Source organism: Streptomyces sp. NBC_00203 (assembly GCF_045206325.1).
GTDB classification, from domain to species: domain Bacteria; phylum Actinomycetota; class Actinomycetes; order Streptomycetales; family Streptomycetaceae; genus Streptomyces; species Streptomyces lutosisoli.
In genome coordinates, this window is sequence record NZ_CP108126.1 from 5,023,656 (window position 1) to 5,048,276 (window position 24,621).

24 protein-coding genes are annotated in these 24,621 nt (G+C 69.1%); 15 read left to right on the plus strand and 9 right to left on the minus strand.

Annotated elements, in window-relative coordinates; genetic code table 11:
* The first annotated feature begins 169 nt into the window (after nt 1–169).
* A complete protein-coding gene (locus OG975_RS22565) occupies nt 170–538 on the plus strand; it encodes a metal-sensitive transcriptional regulator (RefSeq protein ID WP_406331153.1) in 369 nt (122 codons plus the stop codon).
* A gap of 108 nt (nt 539–646) precedes the next feature.
* Here the strand turns inward: OG975_RS22565 and OG975_RS22570 are convergent, their stop codons facing one another.
* The gene (locus tag OG975_RS22570) at nt 647–823 is read right to left on the minus strand and encodes a hypothetical protein (RefSeq protein ID WP_406331154.1); all 177 of its coding nucleotides are present in this window, start codon (nt 821–823) and stop codon (nt 647–649) included.
* Nucleotides 824–953: 130 nt separating this feature from the next.
* On the minus strand, nt 954–1,799 hold the full coding sequence (locus OG975_RS22575; RefSeq protein ID WP_406331155.1) for a hypothetical protein: 846 nt from the start codon (nt 1,797–1,799) through the stop codon (nt 954–956).
* 119 nt (nt 1,800–1,918) lie between these two features.
* Here OG975_RS22575 and OG975_RS22580 point away from each other — a divergent pair, with 119 nt between their 5' ends.
* Together OG975_RS22580 and OG975_RS22585 are read left to right on the plus strand one after the other, a co-directional pair.
* Nucleotides 1,919–2,089: a hypothetical protein gene (locus tag OG975_RS22580; protein ID WP_406331156.1), complete on the plus strand. Its 171-nt coding sequence runs from the start codon at nt 1,919–1,921 to the stop codon at nt 2,087–2,089.
* Nucleotides 2,090–2,485: 396 nt separating this feature from the next.
* On the plus strand, nt 2,486–4,078 hold the full coding sequence (locus OG975_RS22585) for an FAD-binding protein (protein WP_406331157.1): 1,593 nt from the start codon (nt 2,486–2,488) through the stop codon (nt 4,076–4,078).
* A gap of 158 nt (nt 4,079–4,236) precedes the next feature.
* On the opposite strand, the gene OG975_RS22590 is transcribed toward OG975_RS22585, so the two are convergent.
* Both OG975_RS22590 and OG975_RS22595 read right to left on the minus strand, forming a co-directional pair.
* Complete coding sequence (locus OG975_RS22590) at nt 4,237–4,938, minus strand: phosphatase PAP2 family protein (RefSeq protein ID WP_406331158.1); 702 nt, start codon at nt 4,936–4,938, stop codon at nt 4,237–4,239.
* 214 nt (nt 4,939–5,152) lie between these two features.
* Nucleotides 5,153–6,160 carry an NlpC/P60 family protein gene (locus OG975_RS22595; protein WP_406331159.1) on the minus strand — a complete coding sequence of 336 codons (1,008 nt, stop codon included), beginning with the start codon at nt 6,158–6,160 and terminating at the stop codon, nt 5,153–5,155.
* An 88-nt stretch (nt 6,161–6,248) separates the two neighbouring features.
* Between OG975_RS22595 and OG975_RS22600 the strand changes: the two genes are divergently transcribed.
* Nucleotides 6,249–6,863, plus strand: a complete 615-nt coding sequence (locus tag OG975_RS22600) for a hypothetical protein (RefSeq protein ID WP_406331160.1) — start codon at nt 6,249–6,251, stop codon at nt 6,861–6,863.
* Between the two features lie 120 nt (nt 6,864–6,983).
* Here the strand turns inward: OG975_RS22600 and OG975_RS22605 are convergent, their stop codons facing one another.
* From OG975_RS22605 to OG975_RS22620, 4 genes are all read right to left on the minus strand, one after another.
* The gene (locus OG975_RS22605) at nt 6,984–7,562 is read right to left on the minus strand and encodes a hypothetical protein (RefSeq protein ID WP_406331161.1); all 579 of its coding nucleotides are present in this window, start codon (nt 7,560–7,562) and stop codon (nt 6,984–6,986) included.
* A gap of 253 nt (nt 7,563–7,815) precedes the next feature.
* Entirely contained in the window at nt 7,816–8,574 is a 759-nt protein-coding gene (locus OG975_RS22610; RefSeq protein ID WP_406331162.1) for a trypsin-like serine peptidase, read from the minus strand.
* Between the two features lie 69 nt (nt 8,575–8,643).
* Nucleotides 8,644–9,693, minus strand: a complete 1,050-nt coding sequence (locus OG975_RS22615) for a hypothetical protein (protein WP_406331163.1) — start codon at nt 9,691–9,693, stop codon at nt 8,644–8,646.
* Between the two features lie 272 nt (nt 9,694–9,965).
* Nucleotides 9,966–10,418, minus strand: coding sequence for an ATP-binding protein (locus OG975_RS22620; protein ID WP_406331164.1), 453 nt, complete (start codon nt 10,416–10,418; stop codon nt 9,966–9,968).
* Nucleotides 10,419–10,611: 193 nt separating this feature from the next.
* Here OG975_RS22620 and OG975_RS22625 point away from each other — a divergent pair, with 193 nt between their 5' ends.
* The 11 genes from OG975_RS22625 (at nt 10,612) to OG975_RS22675 (ending at nt 23,934) form a co-directional block, all read left to right on the plus strand.
* Nucleotides 10,612–11,457 carry a helix-turn-helix domain-containing protein gene (locus OG975_RS22625; RefSeq protein ID WP_406331165.1) on the plus strand — a complete coding sequence of 282 codons (846 nt, stop codon included), beginning with the start codon at nt 10,612–10,614 and terminating at the stop codon, nt 11,455–11,457.
* Nucleotides 11,458–11,468: 11 nt separating this feature from the next.
* Nucleotides 11,469–11,660 carry a DUF397 domain-containing protein gene (locus OG975_RS22630; RefSeq protein ID WP_406331166.1) on the plus strand — a complete coding sequence of 64 codons (192 nt, stop codon included), beginning with the start codon at nt 11,469–11,471 and terminating at the stop codon, nt 11,658–11,660.
* Nucleotides 11,653–11,913 carry a DUF397 domain-containing protein gene (locus tag OG975_RS22635; protein WP_369260454.1) on the plus strand — a complete coding sequence of 87 codons (261 nt, stop codon included), beginning with the start codon at nt 11,653–11,655 and terminating at the stop codon, nt 11,911–11,913. Before OG975_RS22630 ends, OG975_RS22635 begins: the two co-directional genes overlap by 8 nt.
* A gap of 1,160 nt (nt 11,914–13,073) precedes the next feature.
* Nucleotides 13,074–14,450 (plus strand): peptidase S8, encoded by a 1,377-nt coding sequence (locus OG975_RS22640; protein ID WP_406331167.1) that lies wholly within the window; start codon nt 13,074–13,076, stop codon nt 14,448–14,450.
* Nucleotides 14,451–14,887: 437 nt separating this feature from the next.
* Nucleotides 14,888–16,213, plus strand: a complete 1,326-nt coding sequence (locus OG975_RS22645) for a peptidase S8 (protein WP_406331169.1) — start codon at nt 14,888–14,890, stop codon at nt 16,211–16,213.
* A 486-nt stretch (nt 16,214–16,699) separates the two neighbouring features.
* Nucleotides 16,700–17,008, plus strand: a complete 309-nt coding sequence (locus OG975_RS22650; RefSeq protein WP_028804304.1) for a hypothetical protein — start codon at nt 16,700–16,702, stop codon at nt 17,006–17,008.
* Nucleotides 17,009–17,209: 201 nt separating this feature from the next.
* On the plus strand, nt 17,210–18,058 hold the full coding sequence (locus OG975_RS22655; RefSeq protein WP_406331171.1) for a hypothetical protein: 849 nt from the start codon (nt 17,210–17,212) through the stop codon (nt 18,056–18,058).
* Nucleotides 18,048–19,379 carry a hypothetical protein gene (locus tag OG975_RS22660; RefSeq protein WP_406331172.1) on the plus strand — a complete coding sequence of 444 codons (1,332 nt, stop codon included), beginning with the start codon at nt 18,048–18,050 and terminating at the stop codon, nt 19,377–19,379. The genes OG975_RS22655 and OG975_RS22660 overlap by 11 nt, the downstream gene beginning before the upstream one ends.
* Nucleotides 19,376–20,935: an SCO6880 family protein gene (locus tag OG975_RS22665; RefSeq protein ID WP_406331173.1), complete on the plus strand. Its 1,560-nt coding sequence runs from the start codon at nt 19,376–19,378 to the stop codon at nt 20,933–20,935. The genes OG975_RS22660 and OG975_RS22665 overlap by 4 nt, the downstream gene beginning before the upstream one ends.
* Nucleotides 20,936–20,966: 31 nt before the next feature.
* Nucleotides 20,967–22,391: an ATP-binding protein gene (locus OG975_RS22670; RefSeq protein ID WP_406331174.1), complete on the plus strand. Its 1,425-nt coding sequence runs from the start codon at nt 20,967–20,969 to the stop codon at nt 22,389–22,391.
* A gap of 25 nt (nt 22,392–22,416) precedes the next feature.
* A complete protein-coding gene (locus tag OG975_RS22675) occupies nt 22,417–23,934 on the plus strand; it encodes a type IV secretory system conjugative DNA transfer family protein (protein ID WP_406331175.1) in 1,518 nt (505 codons plus the stop codon).
* Here the strand turns inward: OG975_RS22675 and OG975_RS22680 are convergent.
* Nucleotides 23,931–24,497, minus strand: coding sequence for a GNAT family N-acetyltransferase (locus OG975_RS22680; protein WP_406331176.1), 567 nt, complete (start codon nt 24,495–24,497; stop codon nt 23,931–23,933). The genes OG975_RS22675 and OG975_RS22680 overlap by 4 nt on opposite strands.
* Nucleotides 24,498–24,621: the final 124 nt, after the last annotated feature.

The following is a 24,621-nucleotide window of genomic DNA, read 5'->3' on the forward strand; positions in this document are numbered from 1 at the left end:
GCATCATCCGGCCACGGCTAATGGGCCGTCCCCCAGTGTCGCCCATCGGGCACAGTGATCAGCACAGGGTCCGGCCTCGCCATTGGGCAAGGGCCCTATACCCAGCAAAGTTCGATACCATATACCCACTAGGGGTATCAGTTAACGGTTCAGTCAGCAGGAGGACGCGATGACGACCACCGAGGCCGGCGCGACGACGCCCTCCGGCGAAACCCAGCAAGCCGCACCGGAGATCGTGACCGACCACGACCGCGGTGTCCACGGCTACCACAAGCAGAAGGACGAGCACCTCAAGCGCCTGCGCCGCATCGAGGGCCAGATCCGCGGTCTGCAGCGGATGGTCGACGAGGACGTCTACTGCATCGACATACTCACCCAGGTCTCCGCCTCCACGAAGGCCCTCCAGTCCTTCGCCCTCCAACTCCTGGAGGAGCACCTGCGCCACTGCGTCGCGGACGCGGCGGTCAAGGGCGGCGACGAGATCGACGCGAAGGTCGAAGAGGCGACGAAGGCGATCGGCCGGCTGCTGCGCACGTGAGCGATACATGCCGTACGTGAGGCGTGGCGGGGACCGGGCCACGCCCGGGCTTCGAGGGCAAGGGGGCGGGAGCAGGCGCAGAAGCAGCCCTACTCCTCCGCACCCCGCTCATCCACGCTCATCAGCACGCTCTTCAGCCACTTTCAGCACCTCGTCGATGCTCTCAAGACTGAGCCGGTCCTCACGGGCGGCCGAGGCCGCGATGATCAGGTCGCCGCACAGCTCGATCTCGGCGAGGGCCACGTGGTCCTGAACTGCCGTACCGCCGACCGGAGCCACGTGCATCACCTCTTCCTGCCGTCACCGACTTCCTAGGGTAGGGAGCGGCCTACACACCGCGCATGGCACGGAAGGGCCATTTCCGGCCCCCCAACTCCTCCTAGGGCCCACTCCCCCCGGCCCAGCCACCGTCCGTCTACTGCTCGGCGATCTTCCCGGCGAAGATGTCCCCGGAATCCGGAAGCCGTACGTCTGCGGGGACCCCGAAGTCGTACAGCAAGGTCGTCGAGGCGACCGCGACGGTGCCCTTCTGCCGCCCGTTCACGAAGCTGAACCGGTGGCGGACCTTGCGCAGCCGCCCCTGGTCGTCGAGGTAGGCGTCGAACGGCACTTCGGCGGTGGCGAACCCTTTCGCCGCCGCCTCCAGCGCCAACCGCTGCCCCTTCGACGCACTGCGGGCGGCAACGTGCAGATCGGCGGTCCCGCGATAGTGCCGCACCGGGGTCCCGGCCACCTCCGTCTTCCCCACATACGTCGCCGTCCGCGTCCCCCGCAACAACTCGGCCGCGGCGAACGGATCGGTGGCGCCACCGGTGACGAGGTTCCCGTCCGAGAGACCGGCCGTGTCGACGCGGACCCACTTGTCGGCGGGGACACCGGCACCACGGTTCTTCATGAACAGGGCGCCCGGGGCGAGGAGTTCGGTGATCGGCCGATGCTCGTCGGCGCCCGCAGGATCCTGCGGCAGCAGCACCTTGAACCGCCCCATCTGGTCCTTGAAGTCGTACACGCCCTCACCGCGGATGGTGACCCGCGTCCCGCCGATGGCCATCTCCATGGACGTACGGGCCTTCGCGCTGCCGGCACGCTCCAGCGTGGCCGCCGCGCTGTGCAGCACCGCGACGGACTCGGCACCGGCACGACCGCTCTCGGCGGCGGCCCCGCCACCGGAGCACCCCGCGCCACACACCATCACCCCGGCCACCAAGGCCGCGACGACGACCAGCCCGGCCCGCCCTTCCTCCTGCCCCTGCGCCACCATCGCCTGCCGACCCCCAGCCGGTCCGTCCCGGGCCCTCCCTGTCGTTCCGGTTAACGACGAGTAGGGGCGCTCGTCACGCGGTGGCATCCCCTTCACTTGCCTTGGGTAACGTTGTTGGCGTGGCACAGCAGGACGAGACCAACTCCTCCCCGGAACACCTCACAACGACGGTCGAACAGGGCCGCTTCTGCGTAGCCCGCTGCACCTGCGGCTGGCGAGGCCCGGCCCGCAGAGCCCGCAGCATGGCCCGCACGGACGCGGAGGGCCACGGCGACGGCCCACTGGCGTAGCGGGGCTCCGCCCCAGACCCCGTTCGGTTGTGTTTTGGCTGCGGGTGAGTGGGGGCTGGCCTAAAAGATTGCGCAGTTCCCCGCGCCCCTAACGGCGCCGGGCTGCGCCCCGCGATACCCCGCCCACCCCGGGTTTTTAGGGGCGCGGGGAACTGCGCGAGCAACCCCCACCGCCCCGCACCCGACGAACAACCCCAGTCTTTTCAGGGGCGCGGGGAACGGCGCAATCTTTTAGGGGGGTCTGGGGGCGCAGCCCCCAGGGATGGGACGGGTAGGGGCGGCGGGGGCGAGCACCTCTTGCGCTTCTGCCGCGCTGTAACGATTCTGTGGCGCACACCCGTGGAACCCCCGAGCCCGACGTCCCGTCTCGTTCCACGAAACCCACGGGAGGCGCACATGCAACGGCGTACGTTCATCGGCGGAGCCACCGCCGCACTCGCGGCGGCAGCAACATCGGCATGCAACGGCAACGACACCGCCGCCACCAAGGCCACCGGCACCACCGAAACGACGGGCGCCTCCACCCCCATACGCACATCCACCGCAAGCACAGCCACCGGCACCCGCACAGCAACCGCCACCGCCGCCAACTGGACCGCCCTGTCCAGAGACCTGGACGGCGCCCTGGTCCGCCCCGGCGACCGCAGCTGGCCTGCCGCCCACCAGCTCTACAACACACGCTTCGACAACCTGACCCCCGCCGCCGTCGCGTACATCGCCCACGCGGACGACATCCGCACCACGATGGACTACGCCCGCGCCCACGGCATCAAGGTCTCGATCCGCAACGGCGGCCACTCGTACGCCGGCTGGTCCTCCGGCAACGGCCGCCTGGTCATCGACGTCTCCAAGCTGAACAAGATCCGGGCGAGCGCGAACGAGGCGGTCGTCGGCGCCGGCTCCAAGCTGATCGACGTCTACCGCGCCCTGGCGGCGAAGGGCGTCACCATCCCCGCCGGCTCCTGCCCCACGGTCGGCGTCTCCGGCCTGACCCTCGGCGGCGGCCACGGCGTGGTCTCCCGGGCGTACGGCCTCACCTGCGACAGCCTCACCCAGGCGACCCTGATCACGGCCGACGGCAAGCAGCTCACCGCGAACGCCACCGACCACAAGGACCTCTTCTGGGCCCTGCGCGGCGCCGGCAACGGCAACTTCGGCGTCGTCACCGAACTGCGCTTCAAGACCCACCCCGCGCCGCAGGCCGTGTCGGCGTACATGACGTGGCCCTGGGCCAAGGCCGCCGCCGTGGTGAAGGCCTGGCAGGAGTGGGGCCCGGACCAGCCGGACGAGATCTGGTCGTCCTGCCACATCGCGAACGCGGCGGGCGGCACCCCCACGGTCTCCATCGCGGCCTTCTCGCTCGGCACCTACACCGAGCTCCAGAACGCCGTGGACCGCCTGGCCGACAAGATCGGTTCGCCCGCGCGCAGCGTCTCCCTCAAGAAGCGCTCGTACGAGGACTCGATGGAGGTGTACGCGGGCTGCTCCTCCTTCGCGACCGACGCCCAGTGCCATCTCCCGGGCTCGACACCGGGCCGCTCCCCGCAGGGCGCCCTCGGCCGCGAGACCTACGCGGCCCGCTCGGACTTCTTCGACCGCTCGATCTCGACGGCGGGCATCCAGACGCTCCTCAACCAGATGTCATCGGTGCGAGGCGGCGCGGGCAGCATCGCGCTGACGGCCCTCGGCGGCGCGGTCAACCGCGTGGCTCCCACCGCCACGGCCTTCGTCCACCGCCGCTCCCGCATGCTCGCCCAGTACATCGTCTCCTGGCAGGCAGGCACCTCCGGTACGACAGCCCAGTCCTGGCTGACCACCGCCCACACCGCCATGTCCCGCTACGCCTCGGGCGCCGCCTACCAGAACTACACCGACGCCACCCTCACGGACTGGCGCAAGGCGTACTACGGCGACGCGGCCACCCGCCTCACAACCCTGAAACACCAATACGACCCGAACCGCTTCTTCACCTTCCCGCAGGCGCTGTAGGCCGGTTCTTCGGCTGCGGGTGGGTGGGGGTTGCTCGCGCAGTTCCCCGCGCCCCTAAAAGGGGCGCGGGGAACTGCGCAATCTTTTAGCGGGGGTCTGGGGGCGCAGCCCCCAGGAACGGGATGGGACGGGTAGGGGCGGCGGGGGCGAGGAAACCCCTACGCGGCCAGATCCCGTTCCTCAGGCAGCCGCTCCGCCCGAGCCCCCGGAATCAACGCATCCCGCCCACCGGAAGCCACCCGTGCCCGAATCAGCCGCCCACCCCGCCCAGACCGCTCCACCGCCTTCGTGACAGGTGTCAACAGAGCCATGGCAAGCGGAGACAGCAGCAGAGCAACCGCCGTACCGAGCGCGAAGCCACCAACGACGTCCGTCGGGTAGTGCACCCCCATGTACACCCGGCAGAACCCTTCAAGCAGCGCGAGCCCTATCCCGACCAGCCCGAACTTCCGATGCGCGACGAACAGCCCGACACCCATCGCCATGGTGATCGTCGCGTGATCGCTGACGAAGGAGAAGTCGGTCTTGCCGGAGACCAGGACGTCCAGCCCCTGGTGATCGACGAAGGGTCTCGGTCGCTCCACGAAACCCCGTATCGGCACGTTCACAAGCACCGCGATACCGGCGGCCAACGGCGCCCACACCAGCGCGGCCACGGACGACGCGGCATCCTCAGCACCCCGCCGCCGCACGGTCCACCAGCACCACAGCACCAGCAGAACCATGGCGAGCAGCAGCCCGTACTCACCCACGAACTCCATGCCCCGGTCGAACCAGTGCGGTGCGGCCTTGGCGAGGCCGTTGATGTCGTAGAGCAGGTCGACGTCGGGGTTCGAACCGGATTCGGCGAGTCCAGCCATGGCGCTGCGGCCCCTTCGTCGTCTTTCCTGCGGGCACACCCTTTCGTGCGCCGCTCGATCCACCCCCGTGGTCGTAGAACCGCTAGAACCGCGTCATAGATCAGTGCTACGTCAAAAGGAACGCACAGTCCCCTGTAATACGTTCCACCCTCCACGGAATGATCACTCAGACGTTATCGAAGAGAGACACATCGCCGCAGCTCAGGGGGTGCGTTCACACGGACGTGGGCAGTGCTTTCGCGCCATCTTCGGTCACCCGGGTGGCACCGAAGTAGTCGGGGGTGTCCACGGGGTCGAACCGGATGACGGCCCCGGTCCTGGGCGCGTCGATCATGTACCCGCCTCCCACATAGATCCCCACGTGCCGGATGGCCCGGGAGTTGGTGAGGTCGTCCGAGAAGAAGACCAGGTCCCCCGGCAGCAGCTCGTCCCGCTTGGGGTGCGGCCCCGCGTTGTACTGGTCGTTGGCGACCCGGGGAAGCCCTATCCCCGCAGTCTCGTACGCGGCCTTCGTCAGCCCCGAACAGTCGAAGCGTCCGCCCTGGTCAGCGGTGCCGTTACCGCCCCACAGATAGGGCGTGCCGAGCTTCTTCTGCGCGTACGTGATCGCCGTCGCGGCCTGCTTCGAGGGGTCCACCCGGGTCACGGGCGCGGCGAAGCTCTTCTCCAGGGTCGTGATCGTCTTCACGTAGTTCTGGGTCTCCTTGTACGGCGGCACGCCCCCGTACTTGATGACCGCGTAGGCCCCCGCGTTGTAGGCGGCGAGCATGTTCTCCGTGACGTTCCCCGGCGCGTCCTTCACGTACGAGGCGAGCTGGCAGTCGTACGAGGCGGCCGACGGAATCGCGTCATTCGGATCCCAGACATCGCGGTCGCCGTCCCCGTCGCCGTCGACTCCGTGCGTGGCCCAGGTCCCCGGAATGAACTGCGCTATTCCCTCCGCTTTCGCCGGACTCTTGGCATTCGGATTGAATCCGCTCTCCTGGTACAACTGGGCGGCCAGCAGCGCCGGATTGATGGCGCCGCACAGATTGCCCCACTTCTGCACGAGCGTCTGGTACGCGGCGGGCACAGCCCCCTTGGCGAGCCCGACGGACCCGCCGCCGATCCCGTTGGCGAGGTTCCCGGCGACCATGTAGACGCCGACGACGAGCAGCATCACGAAGCTGATCCCCGCCCCGACGGCAGCGGTCGCTACGATCCATGCCTTACGCACCGTCAACCGCCCCTCGCCGCCCAGGAGTCCGCCGCCGCCAGTCTAGAGGCGGCCACCGCGCGACGGGACGATCACGCACAAGGAGAAACCGCACGTGGCGACCCCGCCCCCGCACCCGAACACGCCCCAGGGCAACCCTTTTGCCCCGCAAGGCGGTTACGCGCCAAACGGGGCGCCGGCATATGGCTCATACGGCACGCAGGACGCGTACGGCGCGCAGAACTCGGCGTACGGCCAGAACCCGTACGCGCAGAACCCGGCGTACGGCCAAACTCCCCACACCCCCGCCCCCGCGGGCGGCTACGCCTACCAGGCCGCCCCGCCCCTCACCCCCGCCTGCCGCATATGCGCCGCGCAGCCCGCCCGGGACATGACCATCCGTCAGCACACGGGGCTGCTGGTCGCGATGCGGTTCTCCAAGATGGAGGGCCCGTTCTGCCGCTCCTGCGCCACGGCGATCCACCGGGAGATGACGACGAAGACGCTGGCGGGCGGCTGGTGGAGCCCGGTGTCGCTGATCGCCTTCACCCCGCTCACGCTCCTGTGGAACGTCTACGTCCGCACGAAGATCAGGAAGCTGCCGCAGCAGGCGATGCAGTCGCCGACGGGGATCGTCATGGACCAGGGCAAGCCGATCGCTCAGCGCCCGCTGGCGTACGTGTTCCTGCTCCTGCCGCTGCTCTGGCTGGCCGTGTATTTCTCGAACTAGGTCACGAGCTAGCCCAGCCCCCGCCGGATCCGCCAGGAGCCCCGCCACTTCGAAGTGGCGGGGCTCCTGGCGGATCCGGCGGCACACACCTTCCGGTCCGGTCTCGGCAGCTCTGCGCGGTCAGTACTTGGCAGCCAGACTGACCTGGGTGCCGCCACCGGCGCCGTCGAGACGCCAGCGCAGGTACTTGTGGTCAGGCGCCGTCGTGGTCGCCGAGACCCAGTGACCCGGGACGATGAGTCCCCGCCAGTTCTCGACCCAGTAGCAGTCGGTACCGCTGCATTCCCACAGGTCGACCGCCAGAGTGGCGTTGCTGGTTCCCTCCGAACCGACGAGCCCTATTCCGACCCCGCTGCCGACGGCACGTCCCGACTGGACGACCGCCCAGTCCCATCCTTGTACGCATGCCTGGGCGGCATTGCAGAAGTTTTCGCGGAACCAGGTCTGTTCATCCGTCGTGCGAAGTGTCGGCTCTTCAGTGCCGGTGCGCTCGCCGGCGGATTGGGTCCCTGCCTCGGGTGGTGCGTCGGCCTTGCCCTCAAGGGAGGGGGCTTGGTCGATCGCGCGACCGCCCTCCACGATCGCCCGGATTCCGGAGGCGAACTCAAGGATCTGTACGGAGTGCTCATCCCCCAGATCCATCGTCGTGCGCACACGCGGAGGGACCCCCCGTTTGGTGTTGGTCTTCGTCATCGTCATCTCAGGCTTCCTCCCTCTGGAACCAGGCACGCGTGGTGACACGTCCTGCCAAGGCGAGTGTGCTGAAGAGGGTTCGCGGGTCACCGGTGCAGCAGAAAGGCTCCGGTAGGTGGCGGCGTCCGATCACGGACTTCCAACCCCAACCCGCACGACGTTCTCTGCTGTTCAGTCTGACATGACGTGCGCCGATACGCTCGCTCACCGGCGGGACACGGATGTGCCGGGCGGAGGGGTACCGACACACACGCTCACGTCACTGTGAAGCGAGCTCGGCCTGACGGTAGAGCGCCGCTTCCTCGGCCCCGAAGACGACGCTGAACGAGACGTCGTCGGTGTCCCCACCCTGCTGGTGCCCGCCGATGATGCCGACGACTTCCCCGTCACCGTTCACCCAGGGGCTGCCACTCGTCCCCCCGGCGAACTCGGGACACTCGATGCGCTGCTGCGTACGGCTGTGGGCGGTGGGCTTGTTGGTGCAGGTGATGGGCGTTTCGAGGGTGTTGGGGTATCCGGTGACGGTGACGGCGGTCGACCCGGTGGCGCGCCCGGAGGCGAAGACGTTCCCGCCCCCGACGACGTCCTCAACGCCCTTCCCGTCCTTCTCCGCGAGGACGGCGAAGGCCACATCGGTGTCCTCGTCCTGCTCGCTCGTCCACCCCTCGGGCACGAAGGTCCCCTGGACCTCCCAGTACCCGTACGGCGCCTTCCCGTCCCGGTACCCGGGCGCGAAGCGCAGGGTCCCGCCCCCGTCGACGCAGTGCGCGGCGGTCACGATGAGATCCCGCCCGGCGCTGTGCACGACGGAGGCGGTACAGAAGTGCCCGCCGCTCCCGTGGAACAGCGCGCCCACGCGGGCGGTCCGGTCGTTGGTCACGGCCCGCGCGGTCACGCCGAACGGTCCCGGACCGGCATCCGCGGCCGCCACGGAGGAGGACGTGACGGCCGCCAGCAGCACGACCGCACCGAGCAGGGCGTGCCGACGGATGCCAGGGGGACGGATGGTGCGTTTCATCGCCCCTCACCCTGCCGCAGGCACGTGAGAAAAACTCTGAGACCACACTAAGAATCACCTATGAGGGCCCTATTGGCTGGACGGCTCCTGACGGGCATCCCCGTTCGTACCCGTACCCGTACCCGCACCAGAACCCGCACCCGAATCCGCGGCCGGCGCCGGACCGCTCGCCGAACCCTCGGGCGCGACCATCGCCCGTACCAGGCTGGCGAGGATCTCGGCACGTTGCTCACTGGTCAGCTCAGCGTCGGCGATGAGCCGCTCCGCGGCGAGGTACCGGGAGAACTCCAGCGGCTGATCAAAGTATGCCCTCAGATGTCCGGCCGCGCTCTCCTGAGACCGCACAAAGGTTCGACTCACGTATCCCGCAAGCCCGGCCGACGTCACGCCGAGGGCTCCCGCGACGATGCTGGCCGTGGTGTTCCGCGCGAAGGCCGCCGCCACGGTGAACGCGCCCAGCAGGACAAATCCCGTCCACATGGCGGTCTGGGCGTTACGGAACGACGCGGACGCCTGCCCGGTGGCGATGCGGTGGTAGAGCTCCAGCCGGGCGTTGGTGACGGACCAGAGGGCGGGGAGAGCGAGGTCCTGTTCCTGGGGCTGCCCGCCGTCGGGCTCGGCTTCGTCTTCGGGCTCGGGCGACGGCCGGGGGGCCGGCCGACGGAGGGCTTCTTCGAGACGGTCCTCGGCGGTGCGGAGGCGGGCTCGGGGTTCCCAGTCGGGGGACTGTTCCCGGCGCGTCACCGGCCGGACGAGCCTGAAGTACCGGAGTCCGAAGATCCCGGCCGCCATCAGCAGCACCATCCCAAAGGACAGGCCCGAGAGGTGCCAGATGGTCAGGGACGACTTCCATTGGACCGCCCGGTACGGCGCCACCAAGACGTCGACCTGGCAGTCGTCCAGTGTCCTGAGCCGGACGGACAGGACCACGAGTCTGGTCGACTCCTTGATCCGCACCGTCTCCGCGACGGCCGACTCAGCTTGGGTACTGGTATGCCAGTAAGGATCGAACGTCCCGGACACCCCGTAGATGTCCACCGTCCCGTCCGCCAGGCAGTCGGCAGGCCGGGGGTTACGCAGACGGAGGGGCAGCCGCAGCCCCGTATTCCCCTCGGGCACCTCCAGGCGCACTTGCGTCGTCTGCCCGTTGGAAAGTGACGGCCCGCCTACCACCGAGCTCCCGGAGAGTTCCGCGGACACGCGACCCCCCGCATCCGCCGATTGCGCGTACGGCCAGATCAACACGATCCCTGCGATCAGACAGCCGGCCGTGGCCACCAACAACTGACCCCGGCTGTCCCGAAACCGCGCGAAGAACCCCCGCACCCCACCGGCGCCCCCACCACTCTCCGGTTCAACCCCCATAGCCGTCCAGCATGCCGATCACCCACCTACGCCGTCCCCGGTTTCGGCACATGCGCACACTCGGCCCACAGCAACTTGCCCCCCTTCGACGCCCCCAGCTCCCGCAACACGGACACGCCCCACGCATCCGCACAGGCCCGCACGAGGTGCAGCCCACGACCATGCTCGGCGCCCTCCGGGGGTACGAGGACGGGGGCGCCCTTCTCCGCGAAGCCGGGCGGCACTCTCGGATCCGTGTCCCACACGGCGACCATGAGCCGGTCCGGCTCCGCCGCGTGGAGTCGCAGGGCGTACGGCCCCTTGGTGTGCAGGTGCGCGTTGGTGAGCAGCTCGGACGCCAACAGCTCGGCGGTGGGGGTGAGTTCGGTGAGCCCGTGGGCGGCGAGGACGGTACGGAGGGTGGCCCTGGCGATGCCTGGGGCTCGGGGATCGTGCGGGAGTTGGAGGGTGTAGGACCAGGGCGGGGATACGGTGGCCATGGAAGTCTCCAATCACGGTGGGGAGTTGGGTGGTTGCTCAGTGACCATGCCGCTCCGTCGAGCGGGGTGCTTCTGAGTGGGGGCCCGAGTTATAAAGTAGCGGCGCACATAAAAGGTCTTACACAGTTTCCGTGAAAATGCTGATCAATCACCCATGTGGGTGATCTGCGGTACGAGAGAGGCGGGCCATCCCGTGAGAAGCAACCCGACGGGTCGTCAACTCCGGTTGGGTACCGAGTTGCGCAAGCTCCGGGAGCGGGCCGGGCTGACCTCCACCCAGGCCAGCAAGCTGCTGGGCGTACAGCAGAACCAGATCAGCAACGTCGAAGCGGGACGCGCCGGGGTGAGCCCCGAGCGGGTGCGCACGCTGGCCTGCCACTACGACTGCGGGGACAAGCCCCTCGTAGAGGCACTCAGCGAAATGGCCACCGAACGCACACGCGGCTGGTGGGAGGAGTACCGCGAGATCCTGCCCGCCGTACTGCTCGATCTCGCCGAGGTGGAGCACCACGCCACGATGCTGCGCACCGCCGTCACGGTGCATATCCCCGGCCTCTTCCAGACCACGGACTACGCCCGCGAAATCTTCCGCCAGGACGTACCCGAGATGTCACCCCCGGACATCGAGCACCGGGTGTCGTTCCGCGTCAAGCGGCAAGCAGTTCTCTACCGGGACTCCCCGACACCACACCAGGCGATCATCCACGAGGCCGCCCTACGCATGAAGTTCGGCGGCCCCTCCGTGACAGGGACGCAGCTCAAGCACCTCTTGAACATGGCCGAACAGCCGCACATCACCGTCCACGTCATCCCGTTCGACGCCGGGACTTTCCCCGGCTCGGGGCAGTCGATCTACTACTCCGGGGGCCCGGTGCCGCAACTCGACACGGTGAACCTGGACCAGTCCCACGGCCCGGTGTTCCTCGACTCCGAGGCCCAGCTCGACAAGTACCGCGTCCTGCTCGACCGCATGGAGGCCACGGCACTGTCGCCCGCCCGTTCACGGGACTTCATCCACAAAGTCATCCAGGACCTGTGAAGGAAGCGAAGATGCCCAAGCTCACCTGGCAGAAGTCGTCCTACTGCGCCCAGGGCAACTCCTGCGTGCACGTCGCCACAGACACCGCCGGCACGATCCAACTCACCGAAAGCAGCGACCCGACCCGAGCGATACTCGGGGCCACTCCCCGCGCCTTCGGCGCCCTCATCCACGTACTGAAGGAGACCCCGCACCGTGGCTGAAGTCCCCCCGAACCTCGACTGGGTCCGCGCCGCCCCGGACGACGCGACGGGCCCCGGCCCCTGGATCGAACTCGCCTTCGGAGACAACGACCTGGTCTACATCCGCGAGACCAGCGACCCGGAGAACGTCGTCACGACCACCCAGAAGAAGTGGGACGCCTTCGTACTGGGCGTACAGGCAGGCGAGTTCGACCACTTCGTAGAGGGCCTGGAGGACGAGGAACCCTCGGCCCCTGCTGAACCCCGCTCGTGAAGTAACCGTCGGGACCGCCCGCTTCATGGCCAGTGTCGTGCTTCCACGCCCCGAGTAAAGGGCGCTACGCGTCGCCTTCGGCGATGGCCCTCCGGGCCACCCTTGACTCGGGGCGCTCCAGCACGGGGGAGAAGCGAGCGGGCGGCCCAGGGGTGAGGGGTTCCCAGGTGGGCTCCCGGCACTCGGGGGTGACCGGCCACCCCCGGCCGATCGAGCGCGATCGCGCCTCGCCGGCACGCCGGGCCGGCTTAGCGGCGAACGGCCGGTGGGGCGGCGCATCCGGCGACCGGGGGCACGCCGGGTGCACTCGGCGGCCAACCCTGAGTGGGCTGCTGGGGTGCGCGCACTCGCCGCCTCGGTGTGGGCACGTCGGTCCTGTCCGCCGACCGCGCCCCCTGCTTCCGCCCGGTTCCACTGAATGAGGCGGCGATTGGCAGATCCGTTCCACGCAGGGCCCCGCTCCACCCACGTACTCCTGCCTAGTCCTGCCTCCCGCTGGAACAGATCTGCCAATCACCCCCCTCCGGCACCCTCCGGCACCCTCCGCCCCCTTCCAGTCCCCTTTCCCCACGGCCCACCGGCCGCTCGCCGCTAAGCCAGCCCGGCGTGCCCCCACCGCCGAACGCGCCACCCCACTCACCGCTCGCCGCCAAACCCACCCGGCGTGCCGGCGAGGCGCGACCGCGCCCCACCAACCCCGGGCAACGACTCACCCCCGGCCGCCGGAAACCCACCCGGGGACCCCTCACCCCCGGCCGCCCGCTCGCTTCTCCCCCGTGCTGGAGCGGGCCGAGTCAAGGGTGGAGCGAAGCGGAATCGGCGCAGCCGACGCGTAGCGCAGCGGAGCGCCCTTTACTCGGCTCGCGGAAGCACGACACTGCCAAGAAGCGGGCGGCCCCAACGGCACCGTTCAGGAAGCCCGCGCCCCCGCGCCCCAAGTCAAGCCACCGTCAGCTTCCGGCCATCGAGAGCCCATTGCGGGGTATGTCGATCACCTCGGTTCGGTAAGGCGGAAGTCAGGATTCCAGATCTCTCTTGTTGTCACGCACTCAACAAGGAGAAGGTCTACGCGGGTCACACGGCCCCGCCGCCGGGGACACAGCACCGGCGCCGCGCAGCACCCGCACTGCCCCTGTCAACCACTCTCAGGAGGCTGTACGTTGCGTACCGCACCCCCCACAACCAGCACCAACAGATCGACCACACAGGCTAGTTGGCGACGAATAGGCGCCTCCGCCTTCGCCACCGCCGCCCTCGTGATCGGCGGTCTCGGCACCGCCGTCCACGCGAGCGCGGCAACCCCCGTTACTCCGAAGGCAGTCAGCGCCAAGGCCATCGCCGCCCAGGTCGCCAAGGCCCACGTGAAGTACACCTCGCAGTGTGACGCGACCCCGAAGAAGGGCTACGCCTCCTGCAACGCCCTGCGCGTCACCAGCGGCACCACCGCCTTCCAGGAGGAGCAGGCCGCCAAGAAGGGCATCGCCCCCAAGACCGTCAAGCCGAACGCCGCCTCCGCGACCCCCACCGGCTACGGCCCGAGCGACCTCCAGTCGGCGTACGGCCTGACCGACGCCGCCTCCTCCAACGGCTCCGGCGAGACCATCGCGATCGTGGACGCGTACGACGACCCGAACGCCGAGGCCGACCTCGCGACCTACCGCTCGTACTACGGCCTCTCCGCCTGCACCACCGCCAACGGCTGCTTCAGCAAGGTCAGTCAGACCGGTTCGACGACCTCCCTCCCCACCGCCGACAGCGGCTGGGCCGGCGAGATCTCCCTCGACCTCGACATGGCCAGCGCCATCTGCCCGAACTGCAACATCCTCCTCGTCGAGGCCAAGTCGTCCTCGATGGCCAACCTCGGCACCGCGGTGAACCGCGCGGTCACCAAGGGCGCGAAGTTCGTCTCCAACAGCTACGGCGGCTCGGAGTCCTCCTCCGACACCTCGTACGACTCCTCGTACTTCAACCACGCGGGCGTCGCCATCACCGTCTCCGCCGGCGACGAGGGCTACGGCGCCGAGTACCCGGCCGCCTCCAAGTACGTCACCGCGGTCGGCGGCACCAAGCTGTCCACGTCCTCCAACAGCCGCGGCTGGACCGAGAGCGTCTGGAACACCAGCAGCACCGAGGGCACCGGCTCCGGCTGCTCCTCGTACGACGCGAAGCCCACCTGGCAGACCGACGCGAGCTGCTCGAAGCGTATGATCTCCGACGTCTCGGCCGTCGCCGACCCGGCGACCGGAGTCTCCGTCTACGACAGCTACGGCTCCGACGGCACCGGCTGGAACACCTACGGCGGCACCAGCGCCTCGGCCCCGATCATCGCGTCCGTGTACGCCCTCGCCGGCACCCCGGGCAGCAGCGACTACCCGGCCAAGTACCCGTACGCCGCGGCCGGCACCTCCGCCCTCAACGACGTGACCAGCGGCAGCAACGGCTCCTGCACCACGAGCTACTTCTGCACCGCGAAGTCCGGCTACGACGGCCCGACCGGCTGGGGCACCCCGGAGGGCATCGACGCCTTCACCGGCTGACATCGACCTCCGAGCACCGAGCGGGTGCCGCCGAGGAAGGTATGTGGGGATACCCCGGCGGCATCTGAAACGGGCCGCGGCAACCAGCCGCGGCCCGTTCCCCTGTCCGCCTCCTGTCCGCGCGGCCCGTTCTACTCCCCCCGAGTCCGTTTCCGGCGCCATGACCACCGGTTTCGCCTTACTGACGAGCTGTTCAATTCCCTTGAAACGGCTGTGAGTTGAGTCAAGCGTCAACCACCTCCAAGCCATCCGGCGGCCATGGAGAAGTCACGTGAAGGCCCGCTTCGGTATGGCGGAAGTAAGGATTCCATAAGCCTCTTGTTGTCACGTACTCAACAAGGGATGGTCATCCGCGGGCCGCTCGGCCCACCGCCGGGGACCTCGTACCGGCGGCGCACCTGCACTGCCCCTGTCAACCACTTCCAGGAGGCTGTACGTTGCGCACCACACACCCCCAAAGACCGTCCGCGAGCGGTAGCCGCCGCCTCGGCCGGATAGGCGCGGCCGCCCTCGGCACCGCCGCCCTCGTCCTCGCCGGATTCGGCAGCGCCGGCAGCGCGGACGCCCAGGCGTCCCGCGTCGCGAAGGTCACCCCCCACGTCAGCTGGACCAAGGCGTGCGCCACGCCTACGAAGGCGGACGTCGCGGCCTGTAACGCCAAGCGCGTCACCAGCGGCGTCACCGAGTACATGTCGGAGAAGGCGTACGCCAAGGGCGTCACCCCCAAGGCCGCAGACGCCTCCACCCCGTCCGGCTTCGGTCCGACGGACCTCCAGGCCGCGTACGGTCTGACGTCGGCCGCCGCCTCCAACGGCTCGGGCGAGACCATCGCCATCGTCGACGCGTACAACGACCCCAACGCCGAGGCGGACCTCGCGACCTACCGCTCGTACTACGGCCTGTCGGCGTGCACCACCGCCAACGGCTGCTTCAAGAAGGTCAGCCAGACCGGCTCGACGACCTCGCTGCCGTCCAGCAACACCGGCTGGGCCGAGGAGATCTCCCTCGACCTCGACATGGCCAGCGCCATCTGCCCGAACTGCAACATCCTGCTCGTCGAGGCCAAGTCCGCCACCATCGCGAACCTCGGCACCGCCGTCAACGAGGCGGTGACGCTGGGCGCGAAGTACGTCTCCAACAGCTACGGCGCCTCCGAGTCCTCCTCCGACACGACGTACGACACCTCGTACTTCAAGCACACGGGTGTCGCCATCACCGTCAGCTCGGGTGACAGCGGCTACGGCGCCGAATGGCCCGCCGCCTCGCAGTACGTCACCGCCGTCGGCGGCACCGCGCTGACCAAGGCCACCTCCACCACCCGCGGGTGGACCGAGACGGTCTGGAAGACCAGCAGCACCGAAGGCACCGGCTCCGGCTGCTCCGCGTACGACCCGAAGCCGTCCTGGCAGACCGACACCGGCTGCACCAAGCGCACGATCGCCGACGTCTCGGCGGTCGCCGACCCGGCCACCGGCGTCGCGGTCTACGACTCGTACGGCATCACGGCGGGCTGGTACACCTTCGGCGGAACGAGCGCCTCGTCGCCCATCATCGCGGGCGTCTACGCCCTCGCGGGCACCCCGTCCACCAGTTCCTACCCGGCGAAGTTCCCGTACACGGCGGCCGGCACCTCGGCACTCAACGACGTGACCTCGGGCAACAACGGCACCTGCACCACCAGCTACCTCTGCACCGCCACGTCCGGCTACGACGGCCCGACCGGCTGGGGCACCCCTGAGGGGGTCGCGGCCTTCACCGGCTGACCTCCTGGGAGCGGGGGGCCGCCGGGGTCATGTGGGGATCCCCGGCAGCACCTGGAACGGGTCGCGGCAACCAGCCGCGGCCCGTTTTCCCGTGCCGGGAGACAGCGGGATAGCCTTTGGACATCGGCTGGACATCGGCGCGACGGCCCGTCAGAAACGGGACAGGCGTGCGGCATGGCTACGAGGCGGGCGGGGCGTGCGCCGCGTAGAAGGGGTTAACGACGGAACCACACCACAGGTTCCGCTCCGACTTCATTGCCCGGCGTGACCGGCCGTGATACACAGAGTGACCATACGACCCCCCGCATACCGTCACACGCCTCCCGCCAGGGTCCCGCGTAAGCCGGTGGCAAGGGATTCGTACGAAACCCGCCAATCAATGACGCCAAGTCGACATACGACGGCGTCTTTGTCGGCGAGAATGGGCCCGACCTCTGCGCGCAGTGGCAGAGGGTGCAGAACTACCCACTAGGGGCGGTGACTTACATGCTTTTCGCAGCCGATAAGGGCGACATCACCACGATCATCGGCGGGATCGCTCCGGACTGGGGTCCCTTCGGCAGCCTCGGCAACGAGGCGAAGGTGATGATCGAGGTCGTGATGGCGGTCGCCATCCTGCTCTGCCTCGGCATCGCGATCTGGGGCGCCGCCAAGCAGCGCATCGGCGCGACCGCCCTCCGCGACACCTTCAGCGCCGAACAGGGCAAGGGCCTCATCATCGCGGGCCTCACCGGAGTCTTCATCATCGGATCCCTCGGCACGCTCTTCACCATCGTGTACGGCATGGCGGTGTAGCGGTCCAGGGGGTGTCCGACACCCCCGCACCCGGCCGGGCGCGCCCGGATCCCTCTCCCCTCCGACCCACCTGTCCGTCGTGCCCACCGGCTGAGGTTGCGTTTCCCTGATGTCGAGTCACCACACCGCGCCCGCGCGGGAACCAGCACGGCTACCGTCGTACTACTTGGTTCAGCGAGAGGTTGAGGGGGCGTACGCGGCATGAGTCTCGGTGACGAACCCGGCGACGGCGCGCGCGGTGACGACGGGGGGTACGGGGGTTCCGGGCAGACACGCACCCGCTATCCCGACCGCACGGGCGACGTCTACGGCGGTGCGCGGCGCGGCCGCGGGTCTTCCTCACGGAGCCTGATCACGGTCGTCGGCGTCGTCGTCCTCCTGATCGCCGCCATCGCCTTCGCGAACCGTGGGGACGACTCCTCTTCGGGTTCGGGCAGCGGAGACAGCGACAAGACCAAGACCTCGCCCACGGCGGCTTCCGGGGAGCGCCCGGTGGATTCGAAGGCGGCGGGTATTCCGGCGGGGTTCGCGCACAGCGCGCAGGGGGCGCAGAGCGCTGCGGCGAACTATGCGGTGGCGTTGGGTTCGACGGGCATGTTCAAGACGGCCACTCGGCACGACATCGTCAACACCATCTATACGTCCGCTGCCGCCGGCCAGCTCCAGGGTCCGATGGACCAGGCGTACTCGGCGGACTTCCTCAGCAAGCTGGGGCTCGACGCGGACGGCAATCCGCCGGCAGGCAGCACCTTCGTCTCGCGCACGATTCCGGTCGGCACCAAGGTCCAGCAGTCCAGCGACAGCTCCGCCAAGGTCTCGGTCTGGTACATGGGGCTCATCGGTATGTCCGCCCAGACCTCGACCGATCCCGTCAGCTCGACCTGGAAGACGTGGACCTTCGAGCTCCAGTGGGACAGCGGTGACTGGAAGATCGTGACGGACTCCCAGAAGGACGGCCCCGCCCCGGTCCCGGGCGACGACAAGGCCGCCACCTCCGACGAGATCAGCAAGGCCATCGAGGAGTACGGAGGGTTCACGTATGCCCGGTAGCCGAAGCCACATCCTCAAACTCACGGCCGTCGTAGCCGCCGTACAGACCACGGCTGTACTGCTGGCCACCCGTGCCGCCGCGGCGCCATCCCCGACGCCGTCGCCGTCCACCTCGAAGGACCCGTGCGGCCTGCTGATCGGTCCCGCCAAGCAGTACTGCAAGAGCGACAAGGGAAGCGGCGGCTCCGGAAGCACCACCGACCCCAGCCTCACCTCCACCCTCGACCCCCTCTCCTCCCTCGCAAAGGGCTGCGCCGACGCCGCCTCCTGGACCGTCGACAAGCTCTCCGCCGCCGTGAACGACACAGCGAACGTCGACTTCACGAACCCCAAGTTCCTCCAGCAGTACGCGGTGGTCTTCGCGGCGTCGACGATCCTGACCCTGCTCCTGTGGCTGCTGGCCGTGGCGAAGAGGGCGGTGCGAGGTGTCCCCCTCACCACCGCGCTCTCCGAGGCGATCGGTTTCCTGTGGCTGACGGTGCTGGCGAGCGCCTTCACCCCGCTGATCCTCTACACCGTCGTGTCGGCGACCGATGGTGTCACCGAGGTTCTCGCCAAGACGACCGGCAACCAGACCGACTCGTTCTTCGGGACCTTCTCCGGCGCGCTGAACAAGGGCGAGGACATCGGCGGCGGCCCCATCATGCTCATCGTGGTGTCGCTGGTGTCGATCCTCGCGGCGGGTGTGCTGTGGCTGGAGCTCGTCATCCGCGCCGCCCTCCTCTACGTCGGCGCGCTGCTCGGCACCGTCGTGTACGCGGGCTTGGTCGACAAGAACCTGTGGGGCCACGTCCGCCGCTGGGCGGGGATCATGATCGCGGTGATCCTGGTGAAGCCGGTGATCGTGATCGTGCTGGGGCTGGCGGGGGCGCTGTCGACCGACAACGGCCCGGACGCGTTCTCCGCCGTGGTCTCCGGCCTCGCCATCATCCTGCTCGCCATCTTCGCCAGCGCGATGATCTACCGCTTCGTACCGGGCTTCGGCGACGAGATCGCCGGCTCCCGCAACAACCGCATCATGCAGGGTGCCGAGAGCAAGGCCGCGGCCGTGATCAGCTCACCGGCGACCCTGGTCGCGCAGGGCATCAAGACCCACAGCTCCCGCGCCGACAACAACGGCGGCGGAGGCGGCGGCAACCAGCCCCGCCCCGCCAACCCGGTGTCCGGCGGTGTGGCCGCGCACAGCACACGTACGCCGAACGGAGGCGGCGGATCTGTCCCCTCCGCCGCACCCCCACCGCGTACCAGCCCGGCCAACACCCCGCACGCGAGCAACACCCGCAACAGCAGTCCCAACCGCACGGGAGGTGAAGGGCGTTGACGACCGAGTCCCACGTGTCCCATCCGGTCACGCCCCGCCGTACATATCTGATCGGCCGCGCCCGGCCGAACGCGATCGTCGGCCGGAACCGTGAGTCCGGCGAGATCGCGCTCATCATCGGGGGCGCGTTCCTGGGCATGATGTGCGGCCTGCTCGTCCCTGTCCTCTCCCTGCGGATCGTGCTGCTGATGGGGTTCCCGCTGCTGGCGCTCGCCGCGGTGTACGTCCCCTACAAGCGCCGTACGTTCTACAAGTGGTTCGAGATCAACCGCAGTTACAAGCGGAGCCTGCGCCAGGGGACGGCGTACCGCAGCAATGTCATGGAGGCCGGTACGCGCGTCGACGGGCGGGAGATCGAGATCGGCCCGCCCCCGGGGATCGGACGGATCTCCTGGCTCGCCGCCCCCTTCGGCCCTGACGAGATCGCCGTCCTCCTCCACGCCGACCGCCGCACGGTGACGGCCGCCATCGAGATCGAGGGACCGGGCGTCGGTCTGCGCGACAGCGAGGACCAGGAAGCCCTCGTCGACCGCTTCGGCACCCTCCTCAAGCACGTCGCGAACGGCGACGGCTTCGTGACCCGGCTGCAGATGCTCGCGCGCACCCTGCCCGCCGACCCGGACGCCCACGCCAAGGACGTCTCCGTACGGGGCGACGAGCGGGCCCCCGGCTGGGTGCAGCAGTCGTACGACCAGCTCCAGTCCATGGTGTCGACTAGCAGCGAGCAGCACCGCGCGTATCTCGTCGCCTGCATGCACTACTCGCGCGAGCTGGCCGCCGAGGCCCAGGCGATGGCCCGCGCGGCCCGGCCGCAGGGCGGCAAGAAGGTGGACCGGGACGCGGGTCTCGCCGTCGTCATGGCGCGTGAGCTGACGGACATCTGCTCGCGGCTCCAGGAAGCCGACATCCGCGTACGGCAGCCGCTCGGTCAGGGGCGGCTCGCCTCCCTCGTGCACTCGATGTACGACCCCGACCACCCGATCGACCACATCCAGGCGATGACCAAGCGCAACGCCTGGCCCGCCGAGCTCGACGCCATGGAGCCCACCTACCTCCAGGCGAAGACCCGCGAGTCCTCCACCCGCGCCCCCTGGTGCCACGCCACGGCCTGGGTGAAGGAGTGGCCGATGACCCCGGTGGGCGTCAACTTCCTCGCCCCGCTCCTCGTCCACACCCCGGACGTCATCCGGACGGTGGCCGTCACGATGGACCTCGAACCCACCGAGGTCGCCATCGAGCGCATGCTGACGGAGAAGACGAACGACGAGGCGGAGGCGTCGCGCGCCGCCAAGATGAACCGGACCGTCGACCCCCGTGACGTGGCCTCCCACAACCGCCTGGACCAGCGCGGCGAGGACCTCGCGAGCGGCGCGGCGGGCGTCAACCTGGTCGGTTACATCACCGTCTCCTCCCGCTCGCCGGAAGCCCTCGCGCGCGACAAACGTACGATCCGCGCCTCGGCCGGCAAGTCGTATCTGAAGCTGGAGTGGTGCGACCGCGAGCACCACCGGGCCTTCGTCAACACACTGCCGTTCGCCACCGGAATCCGCAGGTAGGGGCTGATGTTCTGATGGGGCTGATGCTCTGATGCGGGATCCGCTGTCCGCCGCCACGGACGCCTTCACGTCCTTCCTCTTCGGCAAGGTCGAGACAACCCGCCTCCCCGTGCGTACGTCCACGGGCCAGGCCCAGGCGGTCTACCTGCCGACCGCCGCCCCGGGCCTCGGCGACTCGGGCGTCATCATCGGCCGCGAGGTGTACTCCGGGAAGGGCTACATCTACGACCCCTTCCAGCTGTACGGACAGCAGCTCCCGGCCCCGCACTGGCTGGTCCTCGGAGAGTCGGGGAATGGCAAGTCGGCGCTCGAGAAGACGTACGTACTCCGGCAGTTGAGGTTCCGTGACCGGCAGGTCGTCGTCCTCGACGCGCAGGGCGAGGACGGCGTCGGCGAATGGAACCTCATCGCGGAAGAGCTGGGGATAACTCCTATCCGCCTCGACCCGACCGCTGCCCTGGACATGGGCATCCGGCTCAACCCGCTCGACCCGGCGATCACGACGACGGGCCAGCTGGCGCTGCTGCGCACCATCATCGAGGTCGCGATGGGCCACGGCCTGGACGAGCGGTCCGGCTTCGCGCTGAAGGTCGCGCACGCCTACGTCAACGAGACGATCGTCGAACGCCAGCCGGTGCTGACCGACATCGTGGAGCAGCTACGGCACCCCGAGCCGGAGTCGGCCGAGGCGATGAACGTCGCCATAGACGACGTACGGGCGTGGGGTCTGGACGTGGCCCTGGTCCTGGACCGCCTGGTGGACGGCGACCTGAGGGGCATGTTCGACGGCCCCACCACGGTCGGAATCGACCTGGACGCCCCCCTCATCGTCTTCGACCTCTCCCACATCGACCGGAACTCGATCGCCATGCCGATCCTGATGGCGATCGTGGGCGTTTGGCTGGAGCACACGTGGATCCGCCCCGACCGGAAGAAGCGCATCTTCCTGGTCGAGGAGGCCTGGCACATCATCAACAGCCCCTTCGTGGCCCAGCTCTTCCAGCGCCTGCTGAAGTTCGGCCGACGCCTCGGCCTGTCCTTCGTCGCGGTCGTCCACCACTTGTCGGACGTGGTCGACGGGGCGGCGGCGAAGGAGGCCGCGGCGATCCTGAAGATGGCCTCGACACGGACGATCTACGCCCAGAAGGCGGACGAAGCACGGTCGACGGGCCGGGTGCTGGGCTTGCCCAGGTGGGCGGTGGAGATCATCCCCACCCTCACGCCCGGCATCGCGGTGTGGGACGTCAACGGCAACGTGCAGGTGGTCAAACACCTGATCACCGAGACCGAACGCCCCCTCGTCTTCACCGACCGCGCCATGACCGAGTCCTCCGCCGACCACCTCGCCGACGACGCCCTGCGCGCCGCGGAACTGGAGGCGGAGGAGCGGGCGGCGGCCTTCATGGAACAGCACCTCAGCGATCTGGACGATTCCTCCGAGTCCACAGTGGCCTGAGGGGTGGCGTGAGAGGTGACGTGAGATGAGACAGGACCAGCGCGACGGGCGTCGCGAAGGGGAAGGCGGCATCCCCGACGGGCTGTTGGTCGGGGTACTGGCCTTCCTCCTCGGCATGACGCTGATGGTGTGGACGGCGACGGGCCTCGCGGGCTGGTTCTCCCGCGGCGCCTGGCCACACGCCGTCACCTTCGCCCACACCCCCCTGGCCATGCGCCACCTCATCGGCCAACCGCACGACATGGCGGGCGCCTGGCCGTCCACCCCGGCCGCCCAGCTCTCCGGGTACGGCCTCTTCTGGGGCCTGTTCATCGGCCAGCTGATGGTGCTGCTGGTGCTGACGGTGTTCGTGATGGGGACGGTGGCGCGGTGGCGGGCGGGGAGGGCACGGAGGCGGGCGGAGGCGACGGCTGGGGTGGCGCCGGTGATGCCGGTGATGCCGGTGGTGCCGAGGCAGGCGGAGGAGCCGCGGCCGACGACGGCTGTTCGGACGGCTCCCTCTGCAACGGACGGTGAACGGGTGGGCGGGTGGGAAACCATCCGCGCCGAAGGCGCGGCTCCGACGGCTCCCGTTGCAACTGACGGTAAACGGGTGGGCGGTTGGGCAAAAACCCGCACCGCAGGCGCGGTCGTCCTGGCCCCGCCAGAATCCCGCCACACGACCGCAACCCAGGCCGTACGGGACGCGGAGGGCCCCGCCCTCATCATCACCTCGAACCCCGCCACGTGGTCGGAGACCAAGGACGCCAGAGCCAAACTGGGCCCCGTCCTCCTCTACGACCCCACGCACCTGTGCGACACCCCGGCCCGCCTCCACTGGTCCCCATCAACCGGCTGCGAGGACAAGGCAACGGCAGCAGCAAGAGCCACCGCCCTCCTCGCCCCCGTACGCCCCACCGCCAAGGTCGACCAGCCCATGGCAGACGTCGCGGAAACGCTCCTGCGCAGCTATCTGCACGCCGCCGCCGTGGAGGGCAAACCCTTCCGCCACGTCCACCGCTGGGCCCAGGGCACCCAGGTCCAGGACGCCGTACGAGCCCTCCGTACCAACCCCAAGGCCGCATCGGGCGCCGCCGGCGAACTCGAAGCCGCCCTCACCTCGCACACCGAACGCCGGGACATCGCCCAGGAGTTGACGGCCCGCGCGCTGTCCTCCCTCTTCACGGTCAACATCCGCGAGTCATGCACTGCAAATCGAACTGACAGCCTCGCCTTGGATTCCTTTGTGAACGAAGGGGGCACGCTTTATGTGGTCGGTGAACCCATCGAGGACCCCAAGGCGAACCCCGGCGCCATGCCGCTCCTGACGGCCCTCGCCTCAAGCGTGGTCGAGCGCGGCCGGCGCATGGCCGAACGGTCATCCTCCGGTCGCCTCGACCCACCACTTACGCTCGTCCTGGACGACGTCGCGGCCGTGGCCCCGCTCCCCCAGCTCCCGGACCTTCTGGCCACGGGAGCGGACCGGGGCCTGCCGACGCTGGCTCTCCTCCGCTCCCAGGAGCAGGCGCGGTCCCGTTGGCCCCAGTACGAACTCCCCCTCTAGCGGGCCCCGGCGTCCGGCCGCTCGATCACCAGCTCCAGCTCCAGCTCCCCGGAATCCCCCGGCGCCGCCACGGTCCGCCCACTCGGCACGAACCCGGCCTTCCGGTAGAACGCCTCCGCCCGGCTGTTCTTCTCGTGCACGAAGAGCCGTACGCGATCGAGCCCGATCCGCCAGGACCACTCAAGGGCGGCGTCGAAGAGCGCCCCGGTCACACCGACCGCACTCCCCCGGTGCTCGGGCCGCACATAGACCCCCACCAGGTGCCCCTGGCGCTGCTCGACCACGACGTCGTTGAAGTCCCGCTCCCCGGCCTCCTCGACCAGCACGGCCACGGATCCGCCCCACACCCCGTCCGCGTCCTCGGCGATGAACTGCTGCCGCTCCGTCGTCCCCTCGGCCGCCCCGGCCGCCCGCTCCTGCCAGAACGCGTCGGGCCTGGCCGCGGCATCCTCGTACGACTCAAGGAACGCGAGATGCGCGACGGGGTCCCGCAGGGCGTCGAGCCGGAGCTCCTTCACCTTGGCCCACTCGTCGGCACGTATGGAACGGATCACGTGGTTCATGGGAGCCACCGTAGTACGCGCGTACGACATCACTCATCCGATATCCCCCGGACATCCACCCTGCCGACGCCCGCCGTCCGGGCCCCCGTCATGCTCTTCCCTGTACGCACATTGATCCAGGGGA

Coding starts and splice junctions, on each gene's coding strand:
- OG975_RS22620 (WP_406331164.1), bottom strand. CDS start 10,418: ATGGCCACCGTATCCCCGCCCTGGTCCTACACCCTCCAACTCCCGCAC.
- OG975_RS22605 (WP_406331161.1), bottom strand. CDS start 7,562: ATGACGATGACGAAGACCAACACCAAACGGGGGGTCCCTCCGCGTGTG.
- OG975_RS22680 (WP_406331176.1), bottom strand. CDS start 24,497: ATGAACCACGTGATCCGTTCCATACGTGCCGACGAGTGGGCCAAGGTG.
- OG975_RS22670 (WP_406331174.1), top strand. CDS start 20,967: ATGCGGGATCCGCTGTCCGCCGCCACGGACGCCTTCACGTCCTTCCTC.
- OG975_RS22590 (WP_406331158.1), bottom strand. CDS start 4,938: ATGGCTGGACTCGCCGAATCCGGTTCGAACCCCGACGTCGACCTGCTC.
- OG975_RS22675 (WP_406331175.1), top strand. CDS start 22,417: ATGAGACAGGACCAGCGCGACGGGCGTCGCGAAGGGGAAGGCGGCATC.
- OG975_RS22610 (WP_406331162.1), bottom strand. CDS start 8,574: ATGAAACGCACCATCCGTCCCCCTGGCATCCGTCGGCACGCCCTGCTC.
- OG975_RS22570 (WP_406331154.1), bottom strand. CDS start 823: ATGCACGTGGCTCCGGTCGGCGGTACGGCAGTTCAGGACCACGTGGCC.
- OG975_RS22650 (WP_028804304.1), top strand. CDS start 16,700: ATGCTTTTCGCAGCCGATAAGGGCGACATCACCACGATCATCGGCGGG.
- OG975_RS22585 (WP_406331157.1), top strand. CDS start 2,486: ATGCAACGGCGTACGTTCATCGGCGGAGCCACCGCCGCACTCGCGGCG.
- OG975_RS22660 (WP_406331172.1), top strand. CDS start 18,048: ATGCCCGGTAGCCGAAGCCACATCCTCAAACTCACGGCCGTCGTAGCC.
- OG975_RS22630 (WP_406331166.1), top strand. CDS start 11,469: ATGCCCAAGCTCACCTGGCAGAAGTCGTCCTACTGCGCCCAGGGCAAC.
- OG975_RS22575 (WP_406331155.1), bottom strand. CDS start 1,799: ATGGTGGCGCAGGGGCAGGAGGAAGGGCGGGCCGGGCTGGTCGTCGTC.
- OG975_RS22655 (WP_406331171.1), top strand. CDS start 17,210: ATGAGTCTCGGTGACGAACCCGGCGACGGCGCGCGCGGTGACGACGGG.
- OG975_RS22565 (WP_406331153.1), top strand. CDS start 170: ATGACGACCACCGAGGCCGGCGCGACGACGCCCTCCGGCGAAACCCAG.